The following is a 15,376-nucleotide window of genomic DNA, read 5'->3' on the forward strand; positions in this document are numbered from 1 at the left end:
GATAAGTGCTGAAAGCATCTAAGCATGAAGCCCCCCTCAAGATGAGATTTCCCATAGCGCAAGCTAGTAAGAACCCTGAAAGATGATCAGGTTGATAGGTCAGAGGTGGAAGCGCGGTGACGTGTGGAGCTGACTGATACTAATCGTTCGAGGACTTAACCAAAAACGAAAAGTGTAGGCGACTGTACAGCCTCGACAAGTGCTGGAGGGCCAGCAGTTGAAGTCGTTCTTTGACTTCAGCGGATGGACCGAAGCAATCTCGAGAGGCTAGGAGCCGAAACTGGACAATTGATTACTCGTTCTTCTTGTTTTCTTCTTACAACATTATCTAGTTTTGAGGGTACAAAACCTCAAATCAAATAGTCTGGTGGCGATGGCGAGAAGGTCACACCCGTTCCCATACCGAACACGGAAGTTAAGCTTCTCAGCGCCGATGGTAGTTGGGGGTTTCCCCCTGTGAGAGTAGGACGCCGCCGGGCACACGAAAGAACAGCTGTAATGGCTGTTCTTTTTTTTGTGTAAATGTCCGAGTGGGATATAGGATTAAGCCGAATAAATGTCTAAGTAGAAAGGTTAGCAAGGAGGACCGCATCGTATGATATACGCGGGCACTGAGTGACTGAAACTGACGCACAGACCCGCCGGTGATGTGTAATGAACAGCAGAGAGCACTGTTCTTTGTTGTGTGTAGTCATGGTTGCGATAGAATGTTCTCAGAAGAGAAGGCTAACTCCTGTCAGAAAAGCAACTTTTATAGTCTCCGCACAACCAAATGGTCACCAAATTTCAACCTTACAATATCTCCTTTTAAAGTTGTTGCAATCTCTTGTGACATCGCTTTTTGTTCTTCTTCACTCTCAGCGAGTAAAGTTAGCTGCTTTCCTCCCATTACTCGGTCTTTTGAAAGTGTAATGATGGCTAATACATCAAATTTAGGGAAGCCTCCGCTGGTCTCAGCCAAATTAATTCCTCCCAACGAAATTTGTTCTTAGTACATCTTTATTTTTTTTGGTGCTCTCAAGCAGGGGGGTTTTTTTAATGGCTTCGAGTAACCGGTCAGAATCCTTTAGTATTGGAACAAAGGTTATGATGACCTTGCCATTATCAAAGTCTTTTCTAGTGAAATGGTATCGTTTTAAGCCTAATGTCCGTGTTGCTTCAAATAAGGCTGCTTGTTGTTGTCCCCTATGGTCTAAAGTGATACGAAAACGGTCTTCATTCGGTGTGAGTACTGCTGCAATTCCCTCACTTTCAAATAAACTTGATGCATTTTCGGAGCCAAGAAAATTAGTTACAAAAATATCATCTACATATAAATCAGTTTCTTTTATTGATATAGAACCTTGTTCAACCGACGCTATGTCTCCAATTGTTTTACCTTTAGAAAACCTTTTGAGAATGAAGAGGACTATTACTCCGCTAATTACTCCTGCTGCTATCCTAATCGGGATTGATTGGCTATTGACTGCTTGTATTGCCAGAGCTGTACAGAATGATACGATAAGAGCAAAGTAGTTACGAGCTTCAAAGGTTTTTGCGATACCATCTATATATGCGTCGCCTCGACTTGTATACTCTGTATTCTCAAGATCTTTTAAGCTTTCTCTTTCTGCTTTTCTTACATCCCTGAATTGCTGAATGGCCAGAGTTAAAAAGGTAACTGCGATAAAATTCTTAGTCATTAGTGCGGGAATCGCTACTGCACCTAGAGCTGAGGCTATGAATCCAGTCACTAAATTAGTCATATAACCATTTGGATAACTGGGGTATTGTCTGAAATCCTCTTTAACAGTAAGAATGCGTGCGAGTGTCCCAGTCGTGATAGCTACTGCAATCATGACAATATGTTCAGTTGAAATAACGTCTGCTTTCATAAAGACACCCCGATGAATGATTTTAGCATTTGTGAATGAAATATTTTGAACATATACACTGGACAAGGTGAATAAAAATGAGAGAAAGCCTATCCATATTTTTTGAAAAAGTTGGGATGCATTTATGATAGCTTTTCTCCGAAAAAACGTAATGGTTATAGCAGGAGGTACCATTCAAGGCATAGGAATGGGACTTTTTTTATTTCCACATGCAATCCCGTCCGGGGGAGCAGGTGGGATCGCAGTGCTTTTGAATTACTTTCTCGGTATAGACATGGGATTGGCTCTTTGGATTGTAAATTTCTCTATGCTTGTTGTCGCAGCAAAATATCTGGGAAACCGTTGCGCTCTATGGACCATGTGTGCTATCACTGTGACCTCATTTACCATTACATTCTGTGAACAATATTATTTTCCAGCGGTCCGCAATGAATGGATTGATCTTGTTATGGGTTCCATCTTTTTAGGAACTGGCATTGGTCTATTGCTTAAGGAAGGAGTCTCAAATGGCGGTGTTGGGGTCATCGCGCTTATTATCGCCAAGAGAAGGAACTCACTTCCAGGATCCGCTTTATTTTGGATTAATTGCTGTATCTTTGTAATGACTGGTTTTATCATCAGTTTGGAACTCATCGTCCAGGCGTTAATCAGTCAATGGATTTCCACTAAAATGGTCGATATTGTTTATTATTATAACTATAACCAGGCTTATACTTTGGGTTGGAGGAAAAAGTAGTTTATACATAGTTATAGCGGAAAGCAGAATTTTTCTCTTTTTTTCCGTCAGACCTTTTTACATGAATCGTCAGAATGGCAAGCAGTCCTACGATGAAAGTGAGAGTTGCGATTGACAAAAACATTCCTGTACGCGACCAATCCATTAGCCTGGTAAAAATTGGCGGCCCGACAGCCACTCCTATAAAGCGGACTGATCCATATAAGGAAGTGACAAATCCTCTCATTTCTTTCCCAACAGACCCAGTGATTAAGCTGTTTATGCAGGGAAGAACCAATCCCGTACCGATACTGCTAAAGATAAGGACGAAAAGGAATGGAACAATTTTCTCAACCATGGTCAGGAAAACGTAGGAGAGAGTCATCAGCAAAAACCCAAGAACTATCAGCCGTTTCATCATCAGCATGTTCTTGCCGATCTTAGACCCTGTTATGTAGGCAGTGCCTCCTTGTACTAGCAAAGGAATTGCAAGGATTAGCCCTTTTTTTACTCCATTTATTCCATATTTGGACTCTAAAACATCTGAAAGGTAAAACAAAATCCCAAAAAGGGTAAATAAACAAGTGGCACCAGCAAGGTATGTTGTAAAGAGCCATCTGCCCTCCTTTTTAAAGACATGCAAAAGACCTCGTGAATACTTTTCAAAAGGGGGAGGGACTTGACGGTTCCTCTTCTCTTTTATGAATATCCAAGTCAGTATTATAGAAATCAGACATATAGCTGGAAAGGCGTAAAAAACCGCATACCAGGCTATGATGGCAAGCAGTGAACCAATAATGGGGGATAGTACCTTACCCAGGCCGTTTGATGCTTCTACAATCCCTAAAACCCGGCTTTGTTCTCCGCCTTTAAATAAATCCCCGGTAAGGGCCATCGCTATAGGTGCTGTACCTGCTGCCCCGATTCCCTGTAATGTCCTGCCAATAAGAATCCATATATAATGATTTGATAAAGTACTGGCACCGAAACCAGCAAGCAGTCCACCAATTCCATATAAAATTAGGGCAGGAAGTATGATGGCTTTTCTCGAAAAACGGTCAGACAGGTACCCAAATATGGGAATGAATATTGCAGCAGCAACTGAAAATACAGTAATTGTCAGGCTTACCTGCAGCTGTGTCAGTCCCAGTTCTGATTTCATTTTGGGAAGGATGGGAATCAGCATCGAATTACCCAGCGTCATGATTAACGGGATTGATCCAATTGCAGCAATTAACATGCCTTTATTCTGTTTAGCCAAGTATCCTGCACATCCTTCTTTTTAAAATGCAATGTTTATTTAAGATTGATCGGCGGGGGAACAAGCCAGCCTTTTTCTTTCGTGATTTTAAGTAATTTCCCCTCATACTCGGTCTTTTGGACGTGAAATTCTCCAAACATTTCCGCAATGTCTGACCTGATTGAAATACCCATGACATAGCTGCAAAGAATTTTACCGACCATCAATTCTCTTTGGACGAGCAAAGCAATTTCAGGATCATTGAAACGCGCACCTGCTGGTATATCCTCTACTTGAACATCAGGCCTTGCGGGGGGAGCTGGCGGCAAACGAATTCCGTTTTGCTTTAAAATTGCTTCTGTTTGCTGCTCCTCCTGCTTATAGCAATTCTCCAGAAGATCCTCCAAAAAAACCTTTAAATCATGGTCCCCAGTGTGATTAATCATAATTTGAAGAGTTACAAGATATCCTTTTGCAGCATAAAGATGGGCCCACAAATTGAATACCTCTCCCGAATGAAGTGGTTCATTCTCGGGTTTACCAGTAAAGATTCCCATAAAAACTCCCTCCAGCTTTTTTTCAATGTAATTAGTTTTCCTGCTTTTAAAATTTTTATGTTCTTTTTTCTTTGCTATAGACAGGAACCTAGTTTTTGTCTGTGACATAGGCTAAAACAGTTGTTATCAAATGATTAAGAGGTGTAAGAGGATGAAGTGTAATTCAGCATATATCAAAAAGATGATTGCAGGCTTTGTTCTGCTGTTCAGCATTGTCCTTTCTGGATGTAATCAATATAGTGAAAGGAAACAGGATGCGGAAGCTTCATCTTCTGACAAAATAGTCCGGATTGGTTATCAAAAAAATTGTCCGCTTGTGATTTTAAAATCGTTGGGAACACTTGAAAAGCAACTTGAGAAAAAGGGTGTAAAGGTTGAATGGAAGGAATTTCAGGCAGGTCCAGCATTGTTGGAGGCATTGAATGCAGGAAGTGTTGATTTTGGAAGAACAGGAGATTCCCCGCCAATATTTGCCCAAGCAGCTGATTCTCCAATTGTCTATGTTGCAGCAGGTTATTCCAAATTTAAGGGCAGCGGCATACTCGTACCCAAAGAGTCAACCATTCAATCGTTAAATGATTTAAAGGGAAAGAAAATTGGTTTTGCTAAAGGTTCAAGCTCCCACTATCTTCTTGTGAAAGCATTAGAAAAGGCAGGTTTGGAATATGGTGACATCACTCCAGCTTACCTTCAGCCAGGTGATGCCAGGGTCGCCTTCGAACAAGGAAACATAGACGCATGGGTTGTCTGGGATCCTTTCGCTTCAGACACAGAATTAAATTCAGAAGCAAGAATGCTTGTAAATGGTGAGGGGTTGACTTCTGATCGTGACTTTTTTATCGCAAATGCCAATTATGCTAAATCGAATAAAGAAATACTTAATACGATAGTGGACCAGGTTCAGGAGTCTTCAGAATGGGCTAACTCCCATCATGAAGAATTAGTATCAATGCTTGCACCTCTGCTGAAAATCGATGAAAATTCAATCGAAATGGCAGTAAAAAGAAGAGAATACGGAGTGGATCCATTATCCGATGAAATCATGAAAGAGCAGCAGGAAAAAGCTGACACCTTTTACCAGCTAAAAATTATCCCGAAAGAAATTGTTGTTAAGGACGCCTTATTGGACTGAGCTATATAGGGAAGGAGAGGTTTTATGAAAGCCCGATTTATAGCAGGTATTCGCCAGATGATTCCGTGGGCTATACCCATTTTATTATTGGTGTTATGGCAGCTGCTTTCATGGAAAGGAATCATCTCAGAGAGAATTTTACCCGCACCCACTGATGTGTTCACAGCAGCAATTGTATTGATAGGGACAGGAGAGTTGACGGAACATATTACGATCAGTCTAGGAAGGGCTATGCTTGGTTTCTTGATTGGAGGTCTTCTTGGTTTTTTCCTGGGGATCATAAACGGTATCTTTCGACTATCCGATCTATTACTTGATACATCCATTCAGATGCTAAGGAATATTCCTCATTTGGCGTTGATTCCCTTAGTAATTTTATGGTTTGGCATTGATGAAACATCCAAGATTTTTCTAGTTGCACTCGGTGTTTTGTTCCCGGTTTATATTAACACGTATCACGGAATCAAAAATGTCGATAGTGATTTGATTGAAATGGGCAAGGCATATGGGTTAAAGGGCGTAAAATTATTTCTAACCGTAATCTTTCCGGGTGCGTTATCTTCTATTTTAGTAGGCATTCGTTTTTCACTTGGTGTAATGTGGCTGACTCTCATCGTGGCTGAAACGATTTCTGCTCATTCAGGAATTGGTTATATGGCCATGAATGCAAGAGAATTTATGCAAATGGATGTCATAGTACTGAGTATCCTGATTTATGCTTTATTTGGGAAGTTATCCGATATGATCGCTCGTTATATGGAAGGTAAATGGCTTAAGTGGAAGACATAATCCCTTAGGAGGATTGGGTGATGAAAAGTGGAGGAAAAGAGCAGCATATACACTTGAATAATTTGAAGAAGAGCTTTGATAACACGGTTGTACTGGACGGGATCAGCTTAAAAGTGAATCACGGTGAGTTTATAGCAATTGTGGGGAAGAGTGGGTGCGGCAAGAGTACACTCCTTCGGCTGATTGCTGGTCTTGAGAAATATGATGAAGGCGCTATATATATCAAGGATAAAAAACTTGATGGTTTAAATGCACATGCCAGGATTATGTTCCAGGATGGCCGTTTGCTGCCCTGGAAGAAAGTGTTGGAGAATGTTGGCATAGGCTTAAAAGGGAAATGGGAGCATGATGCAATGGAAGCCTTGAAGGATGTAGGATTAGAAGGAAGGATGAAGGATTGGCCATCAAAACTATCGGGTGGGCAAAAGCAGCGAGTCGCCTTGGCCAGAGGGCTGGTGCATAAGCCAGAGATTTTGCTGCTCGATGAACCATTAGGTGCGCTTGATGCGCTCACAAGGTTAGAGATGCAGGAATTAATTGAATCGATTTGGGAGAAAGAAAAAATTACGTCCATTCTTGTCACTCACGATGTTGAAGAGGCAGTGGCACTTGCTGATCGTGTTATTCTTATTGAAGATGGAAAGATTGTACTCAGTAAAACCATTAACCTTCCAAGGCCTAGGCAGAGAACCCAGCAGGTCTTCACTAATTATGTTGATGAAATTTTATCTAGGATTATTGACCCTAATGAGAAGAATCTCCGGCTAATCATTAAATAGAAAAAATTATAACTATGATGGGGATGTTAGTTACTTTTTACCCCATATAAGATACAGGCGAGTCCACAGAAAATCAAAATGATTTTTTGAAAAGAAATTTTTTCAGCAAGCCCAACCAAACCGATAGTAGTTGTAGCAATGAGGATAACCGGACCGACAAATGCGAGTGTGCTATTGACGATCAAAGCCTTTTCCACATCATTGTATTTTAAAATTATAGCAGCCACCAAAATCTCAAAGCTTCCTGAAAAAAACCTCAAAAAAGCCATGCCTAAAACTGCTTTTTCAAATAAATGGAACATAGTATCCTCCTTAAAAAGCTTTTGACCCCTTCTAATTATATGCACCATGTTTATGACAGAGGACAGGTAAAGGGTGTACATGCAAAATTTTTTTAAAGGCTGTTTTCGTAAAGATTTTTGTTAAAATCCTAAAGCCGATTTTAACGTGATGTAAAGTCATTTTGTATGTCGGTACTAAGTTTGCATGCTCTTTTCTCATAATAAGCGTTAATTTTGTAAAGAAACTTAGGTAATACAATCCTATTTTGTAGTCAATAGCAACAAAGTTTGAGAAAAGAGCCTTTTTAAATGACACATTTATAAACATAGTAAAATGAGAGAAAGCATAACAGCCTAACAGACTGTTATGCTTTCTATTTATGTTGTGATTTCTTCTTTTGTAAATTCAATTTCAAATCCCAAATCCTCAAGCATTTTATGATCAGCTGTCGTTTCTTGCCCTGCTGTTGTCAGGTAATCTCCAACAAAGATTGAGTTGGCAGGGTAGAGGCCCATAGGCTGGAGGCTTCGCAAATTAACTTCTCTGCCTCCGGAAATTCTGATTTCTTTTGTAGGATTAATAAAACGCATCAGACAAAGGACTTTTAGGCAATATCGAGGATTCAATTCATCGGTTCCTTCAAGAGGGGTTCCGTCAATCGCGTGGAGGAAATTGACTGGAATTGAATCTGCGTTAAGTGCCTTCAGGCTTCTGGCCATGTCGACCACATCGTGCTTTGTTTCCTTCATTCCTATAATCACTCCGGAGCATGGTGAAATCCCGGAACTTTTAACAAGCTCTACAGTATTTACCCGATCTTCGTATGTATGCGATGTCGTGATGGCATCGTGATGGTTAGAGGAAGTATTGAGATTATGGTTATAACGGTCAACACCGGCAGACTTGAGTCTTTCTGCTTGTGAAGGTTTAAGTATGCCAAGACAGGCGCAAACCTTAAGGCCATATTTTGCTTTAATTTCCTCAACTGCCGAAGTAACAGTTTCAATTTCCTTTTCACTTGGTCCTCTGCCGCTGGCAACAATGCAATATGTGCCAGCATTCAGATTGAACGCTTGTTCTGCACCCTTTAGGATTGTGTCCTTATCCATCATTCGATACTTTTGGATAGGGGCATCGGAGACGCTGGATTGCGCACAGTAACCGCAATTCTCCGGACACATTCCCGATTTGGTATTGATAATCATATTTAGCTTTACCCGATTTCCATAATAGTGATGGCGAATCGTGTATGCAGCCTGAAGCAATTCAAGCATTTCTTGGTCTGGACAATCAAGTATACTTAAAGCCTCCGCATCAGACAACTCGTTCCCATCGAGTACGCCCATGGCTAACTCCTTCCAGTATCCCATTGATCTATCCTCCCTTTAAGCTGCTTTTCTTAAGTGTTTGAAGCTGCCTTTGGATAAAACAGATTTCTCTAGTCTGTGACCCATCATGCCGGCGAATACAGCAAGGATGATGTCTTTTGGAAGAGGGACAACCATCCATAACCAGGCCATTTTATACGTAAAGCCCTCTGGTGCTGCTGCCCAGAATTTATAGGCAAAATACATCCAATTTGTACCGAAAACATAATTAATGACAAGCCCAATTAATGAAGCGATGACAAAAGCAGAAAGAGTGCGGTTCTTCTCAACAATCTTGCCTGCAACATATGCTGTGAAAATGAATGAAAGGATAAATCCGAATGTTGGACTGATCAAAGTAGACATGCCGGCGCCAAATTTGGCAAACACCGGTACACCCACTAATCCTACAAGTGCGTATACGGTCATTGAAATTGCCCCCAGCCGGCTGCCAAGGATGATGCCTGCCAGAATGGCAAAAAAGGTTTGGAGTGTAATCGGCACCCCGCCAACCACCATAAATGGCACAAACGATGTTATGTTCGCCCCGATAGCCATAAGACCGACGAACATGGATGCTAGAGTTAAATCAAGTGCTTTAAACTTCATGTAATTTGCTCTCCTTTTCTGTAATATAAATTCAGGATAAACTTTTTGAATATTTTATGTCAACTTAAAAATAATTAAGTTAACAAATATTCTGCAAAAAACAAAGAATCTAGGTATATATATGGAATAAGGGAGAATTCAAACTAGTAGATTTTGTGATGGCAGCTTGCACAGAGGAAAGTTTTTATCGATTTTTAAACAGAAGACGGATCTCAAACGGTCAAATCAATCAATTTCTAAACGATTAGCAGCGGATCATGAAAAAAAAACAAGGTGCACGGGGATAATCCGTGCACTTTGTATCATCTAACGCGATTATTCATTGCCCGTTCAGGCAATGGACGATCTATATCCTTGCTTTTATCGGTTTCTAATGCAGGATTTTCTGATGGGTCATCCTTGTAATCTTCAAAAGCAGGTTCCCCCATATCCAGCTCGCCTGGACTAAAGGCATTCGTTGGATATTCCTTGGTTGACTTCTTTTCGACATTATAGCCTGAAATGGAACTGTTGACAGGATTATCTTTTTCTTCCTTTATTTTCTCGATTGAATCTATAGCTTCTTTTTCGTTTTTGTATGATTTAATGATATGTTTTTTCTCAATTTCCATTTCGAACAGCCTCCTAATCGGTTTTATTTACTTATACCCAAGATATAATACAGACTAACTTTTACTTTTTTTCCATGGCTCGTCTTTTTAAACTATCTTTCTGGTAAAATATTTTTAATACAAAGATGTTTTTGCATCTAAATTGAATAAAGGGGACTTTTAATTGTGAAGAAAAGGATCATATGGATTGCTACCGGGATCATCCTGGCAATTTTCATCGGACTTACTGCTGCTGGGAATTACTTTTATAATGTCGCCATAAACCGGAGCCAGGAATCTGTGGAACTCCATGGTGGCGGGGAAAGTGTCACGGCAGCCACACTGTTAAGTGAAAAAGAGGAGCAGAAGAAGCTTGAGGAAATTACAGCCTGGACAAAGAAACAAAAATTCGAAGTGGTCGAAATAAAATCAGAAGACGGACTAAGGCTGAAGGCACGGTTTTTAAAAAATGAACAGCCCTCTGGGAAAGCTGTGATTCTTGCTCATGGTTATAAAGGGAACAGTGAACAAATGCCAGGAATCACGAAGTTTTATTATGAGCAGGGGTATGATATTCTTAAGCCTGATGCCAGGGGGCACGGCCTTAGCGAAGGGGACTATATAGGTTATGGCTGGCATGATCGCAAGGATTATGTGCGGTGGTCAAAATTCTTATCTGAAGAAGCTGGGGTTGATGAAATTTTCCTTCATGGATTTTCCATGGGAGCTGCGACTGTCCTGATGGCGAGCGGGGAAGAACTGCCGGAGGAGGTTAAGGGAATTATTGCTGACAGTGGCTATACGACGGTGCTCGAAGAACTAAGCCACCAATTGAAATACATGTATAATCTTCCTGCATTCCCGGTTATGCAGGTTACCAGTGTAATCACGAATATACGGGCAGGCTACACCTTTGCTGAAGCCTCGGCTATTGACAGTGTCGCGAAAAATAAACTTCCATTACTCATTATCCACGGGGACAAGGACGCATTAGTCCCAACTGAAATGGGAAAACGTATTTTTGAAAAAGCAAACAGTGATAAAGAGATTTGGATTGTCCCAGGAGCCGGTCATACGGAGGCATATACAATTGCTGAGCAGGAGTATCAAGAAAAATTAAAGGCCTTCTGGACGAAAGCCATAGGAAAATAGGTGAATTTAATGCAAAAAATCGAAAGAATAGGCGAGCGCTTTTGGTATATGACACCTGTTTCTGAGACAGACAGGCCGATCCTCGGTATCGTTGCAGGCAAAGAAAAAACACTGATGATTGACGCCGGAAACTCAGAAGCGCACGCCACTCTTTTCAAGGATATGGTTAAAGAGCAGGGTGTAGCTGTGCCCTCTTATGTAGTTTTGACACACTGGCATTGGGACCATATATTCGGCCTGTCTGCGCTTGGAAATACTCTATCCATCTCTTCTAGGAAAACGAGGGAGGAAATTGAAAAGCTGCGCCCTTTATCATGGTCAAACGATGCAATCGATCAAAGGGTAGCAGAAGGAACAGAAATCGAATTTTGCGCAAAAGCGATAAAACAAGAGTTTCCAGATAAGCGGGACATTACAATCGCTTTACCTGAATTGACTTTTGAAGATGAAATCGAAATTGATCTAGGCGGTATTACGTGTATCATCAAGCACGTAGGTGGTGACCATGCTGAAGATTCGGTCGTCATTTATATCAGAGAGGAAAAGATTCTGTTCCTGGCCGACAGCATTTATCCTGATATCTTTTCGGTTAAAGATAACTATACGATCAATGGAATTAGAGACTTGCTCAGTAAAATTGAGATCTTTGATGCTGACACCTATATTCTCTCACATTCAGGGATAATTTCTAAAGAGGAATTCAATCAGGAAGCGAAACTCCTAAAATCTATCGCTGATTTGACTGAAAAGCATAGTGGAGATTCTAAATTGATGATTGAGGACTATAGAGAAAAGGTTAACAGAGACCTTACAGAGGAAGAACTTGAAACAATTGAATACTTCGCCAATGGATTTGAGTAGAGATGAAACACGCCTTATAAGGTGTGTTTTTATTTTACTAGGGAATACGAATAGTGTTCTGTAGTGATTAATTCCAGTTGGCTTAAAACTTTATGAAAATTGCAATAATCTATAAGTGATACTTTTAGCATGTTACTAAAAGAAAGGACAAAGTATAAATTCATTTGAAAAACATATATCTCTTAAAGGATATTCATCAAAGGAGGAGAGAGCATGCCAGAAGGAAAGCACGACATCATTATTGATGTGCCGATCAAACAGGTCTGGGATTTCGTGAAAGACATGGACAACTGGGCACCTTTATTGCCTGGGTATATTAGTCATGAGAAACTGAATGAAAAGCAGTCTAACTGGACCTTTAAGGAAACGGTCGGTGTATTGAAAAAGAAAATCAGTTTACAGGTTACCATCAAGGAGTGGATTGAACCAACTAGAGTGACCTTTGAATTGAAGGGAATTAATGAAAACCTGACTGGAAATGGTTATTTTAGCGCAGAAAGCCTGGGCCAAAACCGGACAAAGATGACTGGTTATCTACAAATGACAGCAGAAGGTGCCCTTGCACCAGTCATGAATGCTGTAATGAAGAAATCACTCCCGAAAAGCGGCCAGGAGCTTACCGAAGCAATCGCCGAGAAACTTGAGCAAAGAAAAGCAATTCGGTGAAAATTGCAGGGAGCCCGCAAAGAGCTGGCTCCCTAGTCTAATTTCTTGATTTCCACCGGTCCATCAATCCGTCCGCTTTTGTCAAAATACACAATAACAGCATCTCCATTCTTTATTATTTGGTATGCTGTCAATTTTTCTTTTTTAAAATAAATCCTTTTACCATCCGTGCTTTCTCCATAATATCCAGAACTGTCAACCTTATTGATCGTGTATTCTTCAGTAAAATACTGGGTTTCAACCTCATTGGAAATTTGTTGCGCTTCGTCCATTTCAAACTTCAGGAAAACCATCAATCCAAGAAGAATAGTCAATAAAAACAGCAATAATACCCTCATTTGTTTATCCTCCACTGCATAATCCGTAAACATTATATGTAGCTGGCTTGTCTAAATGACTTAATTCATTGAAAAAGTTTGCTATAATGATAGGAAAATCGGAGAAATGACAGAAGGGTTTGACACATGACGAAACTATACGAAGCCGATTTATATGAGCCGATCCGAAAGCATTTTATAAAACAAGGCTATCGTGTTAATGGTGAGGTACACGATTGCGATTTAACGGCTGTTAAGGATGAGGAACTCATAATCGTCGAATTAAAACTGAACCTGAATATCGACCTTTTGCTTCAGGCAACGAGGAGACAGCGCCTGACTGATCTCGTTTATATCGCGATACCGAAACCAAAGCGCATATCAAGGAAACGCTGGAATGATATTATCCAGTTAGTAAGAAGGCTAGAGCTGGGCCTGATTATAGTATCGTTAGCTGGTAATCGCAAGAAGATTGAGTTCAAGGTCCACCCGGAACCATATAAGCGCATGACAAGCAAGAACACCAGGAAGAAAGCTGCCTTGATTAAGGAAATAGAGGGAAGAAGCGCTGACTACAATATCGGCGGCAGCAACAAAACCAAGATCATGACTGCCTACAAAGAAAATTGTATCCAAATCGCCTGTTACCTAGAAAAACTCGGACAAATGTCTCCGAAAGCGCTCGTTGCTCTCGGGACAGGGGATAAAACGCCCTTGATTCTTCAAAATAACTATTACAAATGGTTCGAACGGGTGCAGAGAGGTATTTATGTCATCACAGAGCAAGGAAAGTCCGATCTTGAAGACTATCCTGAGCTCGTAGCTTATTATTTAGGTGGGTTGAAAACGGAAGATTGATTTTGAGTGCAAATGAAGCACCAAGATGCTGGAAAGAATCATGTTGCCATCAACATTAAATGAAACTGTAAATTAAAGTCACTTTTTAAGCTGTTTTTTGACCTTATCAAAATTTAATGTTAATTGGGAAAAAGGGCTTAAAATTTCCAGTTCGCCAATATATTTTGATTTTCGCCAATAAATAGGCATATTTCGCCAATAAAAGTTTATAATCGACAATAAAATCAAATTATCGCCAATAAAGTTGTGAAAACCGCCAATAAATATTTATTCATCAATAAAATGCTAGCAATCAAACCTAATTGAAGGAAAATTCAGTTGCTAATTTGACTTTAATGAAGCCTTTTCTCAAACTTTGTTGCTATTGACTAAAAAATAGGATTAAATGACATTTTTTCTTTGCAAACTTGACTCTTTATAATGAGAAAAGAGCCTGCAAACTTAATACCGACCAGCAAAATGACTTTATATACGTTAAAATCGGCTTTAGGATTTTAACAATAATCTTTACGAAAACAGCCTTAATGAAAAACCCAAGCAACATATTCTCACATTTTTATCGATCATGTACCAATATAGCTAAAAATATATTTACGATTACATATAAGCAAAATAAATTGACCGGCGCCAGCACAATCCTCCTATTAAAATTCAAAAAAACGGGGAGAAAACAAATAAACTGTTTTCTCCCCGTTTTTTTATGCCTTCTCAAGCAGATTATCGTCTAACAGTGATTGTAATTCATCTAACTCACTTTTATTGAATGTGTTCAATGATAACAAAACACTGTCAATCAGGAATTTTCTTGGTGATGATGATCGAAGCATTTCTTCCTCGATGAAATCCAGCTTTTTGAGAGAATCCCTATTATTGCATTCCATCTTCTTCAAGCGGGATACGACTGATTGAACTTTCATCCTCCAGTCAAGAGACTCAGTTGCAGACACCGGAAGCCAGTTATCCAAGGTTTCGGGTGGCAACAATTGGTCTTCAGATAACGCTAGCTCTTCAAGCATATTTAAAATTCGATTTACACTATACTTGACAACCGGGCGTAAACTTGCTGCCTCACCGTTAGCTTTACGATGAAATCTGATATTCTGAATCAGGATTCCATTAAGCATTATGGCCGCATCGAGAAGGTATGGCTGGCAAATTTCATCCGTAATGTCTCCAAGCCGATTTGAAAACCAGCGTAATATCTTCATTTGTCCAACTTCAATGAATTGCTTAAGTTCTTTATCTCCAGAGAAAAACACTTCTTCAAATAGCGGGATGATTTTGTTTTTACGGTTTGCATTCATCTGAAATTCGATTTGGCTGATAAAGACTTCCGGGTCACCAGGAGCCTTTCCATGCAGCAGTCCATTACGATCAATCTCCATCTTTCTGAACGCTGTTTTAAAAATATCCATAAGCAATTGATTTTTGGATGAGAAATAATTATAGAAGGTTCCTTTTGATATTCCGCTGTAATCGAGGATATCCTGAATAGAGGTGGCCTGGAATCCTTTTTCTATAAATAGCTGATGTGCTTTTTCAATAACATGCCGTTTTCTGTCGTTCATTTTATCACCTCGACCTTTTT

18 protein-coding genes and 2 rRNA genes are annotated in these 15,376 nt (G+C 40.1%); 10 read left to right on the top strand and 10 right to left on the bottom strand.

The features are described from left to right. A 23S ribosomal RNA gene (locus J7E37_RS07865) occupies positions 1 to 163 on the top strand; the annotation flags it as partial. A 200-nt stretch (positions 164 to 363) separates the two neighbouring features. Beyond that, positions 364 to 479: ribosomal RNA gene (gene rrf / locus J7E37_RS07870) — 5S ribosomal RNA — on the top strand. Positions 480 to 751: 272 nt separating this feature from the next. Here the strand turns inward: rrf and J7E37_RS07875 are convergent. Next, positions 752 to 961, bottom strand: coding sequence for a capping complex subunit for YIEGIA (locus J7E37_RS07875; RefSeq protein ID WP_214778742.1), 210 nt, complete (start codon positions 959 to 961; stop codon positions 752 to 754). Position 962: 1 nt separating this feature from the next. Next, complete coding sequence (locus J7E37_RS07880) at positions 963 to 1,874, bottom strand: YIEGIA family protein (RefSeq protein WP_214778744.1); 912 nt, start codon at positions 1,872 to 1,874, stop codon at positions 963 to 965. A gap of 151 nt (positions 1,875 to 2,025) precedes the next feature. Between J7E37_RS07880 and J7E37_RS07885 the strand changes: the two genes are divergently transcribed. Next, positions 2,026 to 2,610, top strand: coding sequence for a YitT family protein (locus J7E37_RS07885; protein WP_251040844.1), 585 nt, complete (start codon positions 2,026 to 2,028; stop codon positions 2,608 to 2,610). 1 nt (position 2,611) lies between these two features. On the opposite strand, the gene J7E37_RS07890 is transcribed toward J7E37_RS07885, so the two are convergent. Continuing rightward, a complete protein-coding gene (locus J7E37_RS07890; RefSeq protein WP_214779325.1) occupies positions 2,612 to 3,829 on the bottom strand; it encodes an MFS transporter in 1,218 nt (405 codons plus the stop codon). A 56-nt stretch (positions 3,830 to 3,885) separates the two neighbouring features. After that, positions 3,886 to 4,386: a DUF3231 family protein gene (locus tag J7E37_RS07895; protein WP_214778748.1), complete on the bottom strand. Its 501-nt coding sequence runs from the start codon at positions 4,384 to 4,386 to the stop codon at positions 3,886 to 3,888. Positions 4,387 to 4,537: 151 nt separating this feature from the next. Here J7E37_RS07895 and J7E37_RS07900 point away from each other — a divergent pair, with 151 nt between their 5' ends. From J7E37_RS07900 to J7E37_RS07910, 3 genes are read left to right on the top strand one after another with little or no spacing between them, the layout of a single operon-like run. After that, positions 4,538 to 5,518 carry a sulfonate ABC transporter substrate-binding protein gene (locus J7E37_RS07900; RefSeq protein ID WP_214778751.1) on the top strand — a complete coding sequence of 327 codons (981 nt, stop codon included), beginning with the start codon at positions 4,538 to 4,540 and terminating at the stop codon, positions 5,516 to 5,518. A 24-nt stretch (positions 5,519 to 5,542) separates the two neighbouring features. Further along, positions 5,543 to 6,307, top strand: coding sequence for an ABC transporter permease subunit (locus J7E37_RS07905; protein WP_214778752.1), 765 nt, complete (start codon positions 5,543 to 5,545; stop codon positions 6,305 to 6,307). 20 nt (positions 6,308 to 6,327) lie between these two features. Then, positions 6,328 to 7,086, top strand: coding sequence for an ATP-binding cassette domain-containing protein (locus J7E37_RS07910; protein WP_214778753.1), 759 nt, complete (start codon positions 6,328 to 6,330; stop codon positions 7,084 to 7,086). Between the two features lie 26 nt (positions 7,087 to 7,112). On the opposite strand, the gene J7E37_RS07915 is transcribed toward J7E37_RS07910, so the two are convergent. From J7E37_RS07915 to J7E37_RS07930, 4 genes are all read right to left on the bottom strand, one after another. Further along, positions 7,113 to 7,388 carry a YqhV family protein gene (locus J7E37_RS07915; RefSeq protein WP_214778756.1) on the bottom strand — a complete coding sequence of 92 codons (276 nt, stop codon included), beginning with the start codon at positions 7,386 to 7,388 and terminating at the stop codon, positions 7,113 to 7,115. 357 nt (positions 7,389 to 7,745) lie between these two features. Further along, a complete protein-coding gene (gene bioB / locus J7E37_RS07920) occupies positions 7,746 to 8,738 on the bottom strand; it encodes a biotin synthase BioB (protein ID WP_214778757.1) in 993 nt (330 codons plus the stop codon). A 15-nt stretch (positions 8,739 to 8,753) separates the two neighbouring features. Continuing rightward, a complete protein-coding gene (locus J7E37_RS07925) occupies positions 8,754 to 9,344 on the bottom strand; it encodes a biotin transporter BioY (RefSeq protein ID WP_214778760.1) in 591 nt (196 codons plus the stop codon). A gap of 302 nt (positions 9,345 to 9,646) precedes the next feature. Further along, positions 9,647 to 9,955: a hypothetical protein gene (locus J7E37_RS07930; RefSeq protein ID WP_214778762.1), complete on the bottom strand. Its 309-nt coding sequence runs from the start codon at positions 9,953 to 9,955 to the stop codon at positions 9,647 to 9,649. A 165-nt stretch (positions 9,956 to 10,120) separates the two neighbouring features. Here J7E37_RS07930 and J7E37_RS07935 point away from each other — a divergent pair, with 165 nt between their 5' ends. The 3 genes from J7E37_RS07935 (at position 10,121) to J7E37_RS07945 (ending at position 12,613) form a co-directional block, all read left to right on the top strand. Continuing rightward, positions 10,121 to 11,086, top strand: coding sequence for an alpha/beta hydrolase (locus J7E37_RS07935; protein WP_215023441.1), 966 nt, complete (start codon positions 10,121 to 10,123; stop codon positions 11,084 to 11,086). A gap of 9 nt (positions 11,087 to 11,095) precedes the next feature. After that, positions 11,096 to 11,947: an MBL fold metallo-hydrolase gene (locus tag J7E37_RS07940; protein ID WP_215023443.1), complete on the top strand. Its 852-nt coding sequence runs from the start codon at positions 11,096 to 11,098 to the stop codon at positions 11,945 to 11,947. 213 nt (positions 11,948 to 12,160) lie between these two features. Further along, complete coding sequence (locus J7E37_RS07945) at positions 12,161 to 12,613, top strand: SRPBCC family protein (protein WP_215023445.1); 453 nt, start codon at positions 12,161 to 12,163, stop codon at positions 12,611 to 12,613. 32 nt (positions 12,614 to 12,645) lie between these two features. Here the strand turns inward: J7E37_RS07945 and J7E37_RS07950 are convergent, their stop codons facing one another. Further along, the gene (locus J7E37_RS07950; RefSeq protein WP_215023447.1) at positions 12,646 to 12,951 is read right to left on the bottom strand and encodes a hypothetical protein; all 306 of its coding nucleotides are present in this window, start codon (positions 12,949 to 12,951) and stop codon (positions 12,646 to 12,648) included. A gap of 126 nt (positions 12,952 to 13,077) precedes the next feature. Here J7E37_RS07950 and J7E37_RS07955 point away from each other — a divergent pair, with 126 nt between their 5' ends. Then, entirely contained in the window at positions 13,078 to 13,788 is a 711-nt protein-coding gene (locus J7E37_RS07955; protein WP_215023449.1) for a DUF2161 domain-containing phosphodiesterase, read from the top strand. Positions 13,789 to 14,486: 698 nt separating this feature from the next. Here J7E37_RS07955 and J7E37_RS07960 read toward each other — a convergent pair. Beyond that, positions 14,487 to 15,356, bottom strand: coding sequence for a TetR/AcrR family transcriptional regulator (locus J7E37_RS07960; protein WP_214778773.1), 870 nt, complete (start codon positions 15,354 to 15,356; stop codon positions 14,487 to 14,489). Positions 15,357 to 15,376: the final 20 nt, after the last annotated feature.

The sequence above is a fragment of the Bacillus sp. ISL-39 genome (assembly GCF_018613295.1).
In the GTDB taxonomy this organism is placed as follows: domain Bacteria; phylum Bacillota; class Bacilli; order Bacillales; family Cytobacillaceae; genus Mesobacillus.

What these genes read in the sequence shown, in the direction of transcription:
- J7E37_RS07880 (WP_214778744.1), bottom strand. Translation starts at nt 1,874, where the DNA reads ATGAAAGCAGACGTTATTTCAACTGAACATATTGTCATGATTGCAGTA.
- J7E37_RS07885 (WP_251040844.1), top strand. Translation starts at nt 2,026, where the DNA reads ATGGTTATAGCAGGAGGTACCATTCAAGGCATAGGAATGGGACTTTTT.
- J7E37_RS07890 (WP_214779325.1), bottom strand. Translation starts at nt 3,829, where the DNA reads ATGTTAATTGCTGCAATTGGATCAATCCCGTTAATCATGACGCTGGGT.
- J7E37_RS07895 (WP_214778748.1), bottom strand. Translation starts at nt 4,386, where the DNA reads ATGGGAATCTTTACTGGTAAACCCGAGAATGAACCACTTCATTCGGGA.
- J7E37_RS07900 (WP_214778751.1), top strand. Translation starts at nt 4,538, where the DNA reads ATGAAGTGTAATTCAGCATATATCAAAAAGATGATTGCAGGCTTTGTT.
- J7E37_RS07905 (WP_214778752.1), top strand. Translation starts at nt 5,543, where the DNA reads ATGAAAGCCCGATTTATAGCAGGTATTCGCCAGATGATTCCGTGGGCT.
- J7E37_RS07910 (WP_214778753.1), top strand. Translation starts at nt 6,328, where the DNA reads ATGAAAAGTGGAGGAAAAGAGCAGCATATACACTTGAATAATTTGAAG.
- J7E37_RS07915 (WP_214778756.1), bottom strand. Translation starts at nt 7,388, where the DNA reads ATGTTCCATTTATTTGAAAAAGCAGTTTTAGGCATGGCTTTTTTGAGG.
- bioB (WP_214778757.1), bottom strand. Translation starts at nt 8,738, where the DNA reads ATGGGATACTGGAAGGAGTTAGCCATGGGCGTACTCGATGGGAACGAG.
- J7E37_RS07925 (WP_214778760.1), bottom strand. Translation starts at nt 9,344, where the DNA reads ATGAAGTTTAAAGCACTTGATTTAACTCTAGCATCCATGTTCGTCGGT.
- J7E37_RS07930 (WP_214778762.1), bottom strand. Translation starts at nt 9,955, where the DNA reads ATGGAAATTGAGAAAAAACATATCATTAAATCATACAAAAACGAAAAA.
- J7E37_RS07940 (WP_215023443.1), top strand. Translation starts at nt 11,096, where the DNA reads ATGCAAAAAATCGAAAGAATAGGCGAGCGCTTTTGGTATATGACACCT.
- J7E37_RS07945 (WP_215023445.1), top strand. Translation starts at nt 12,161, where the DNA reads ATGCCAGAAGGAAAGCACGACATCATTATTGATGTGCCGATCAAACAG.
- J7E37_RS07950 (WP_215023447.1), bottom strand. Translation starts at nt 12,951, where the DNA reads ATGAGGGTATTATTGCTGTTTTTATTGACTATTCTTCTTGGATTGATG.
- J7E37_RS07955 (WP_215023449.1), top strand. Translation starts at nt 13,078, where the DNA reads ATGACGAAACTATACGAAGCCGATTTATATGAGCCGATCCGAAAGCAT.
- J7E37_RS07960 (WP_214778773.1), bottom strand. Translation starts at nt 15,356, where the DNA reads ATGAACGACAGAAAACGGCATGTTATTGAAAAAGCACATCAGCTATTT.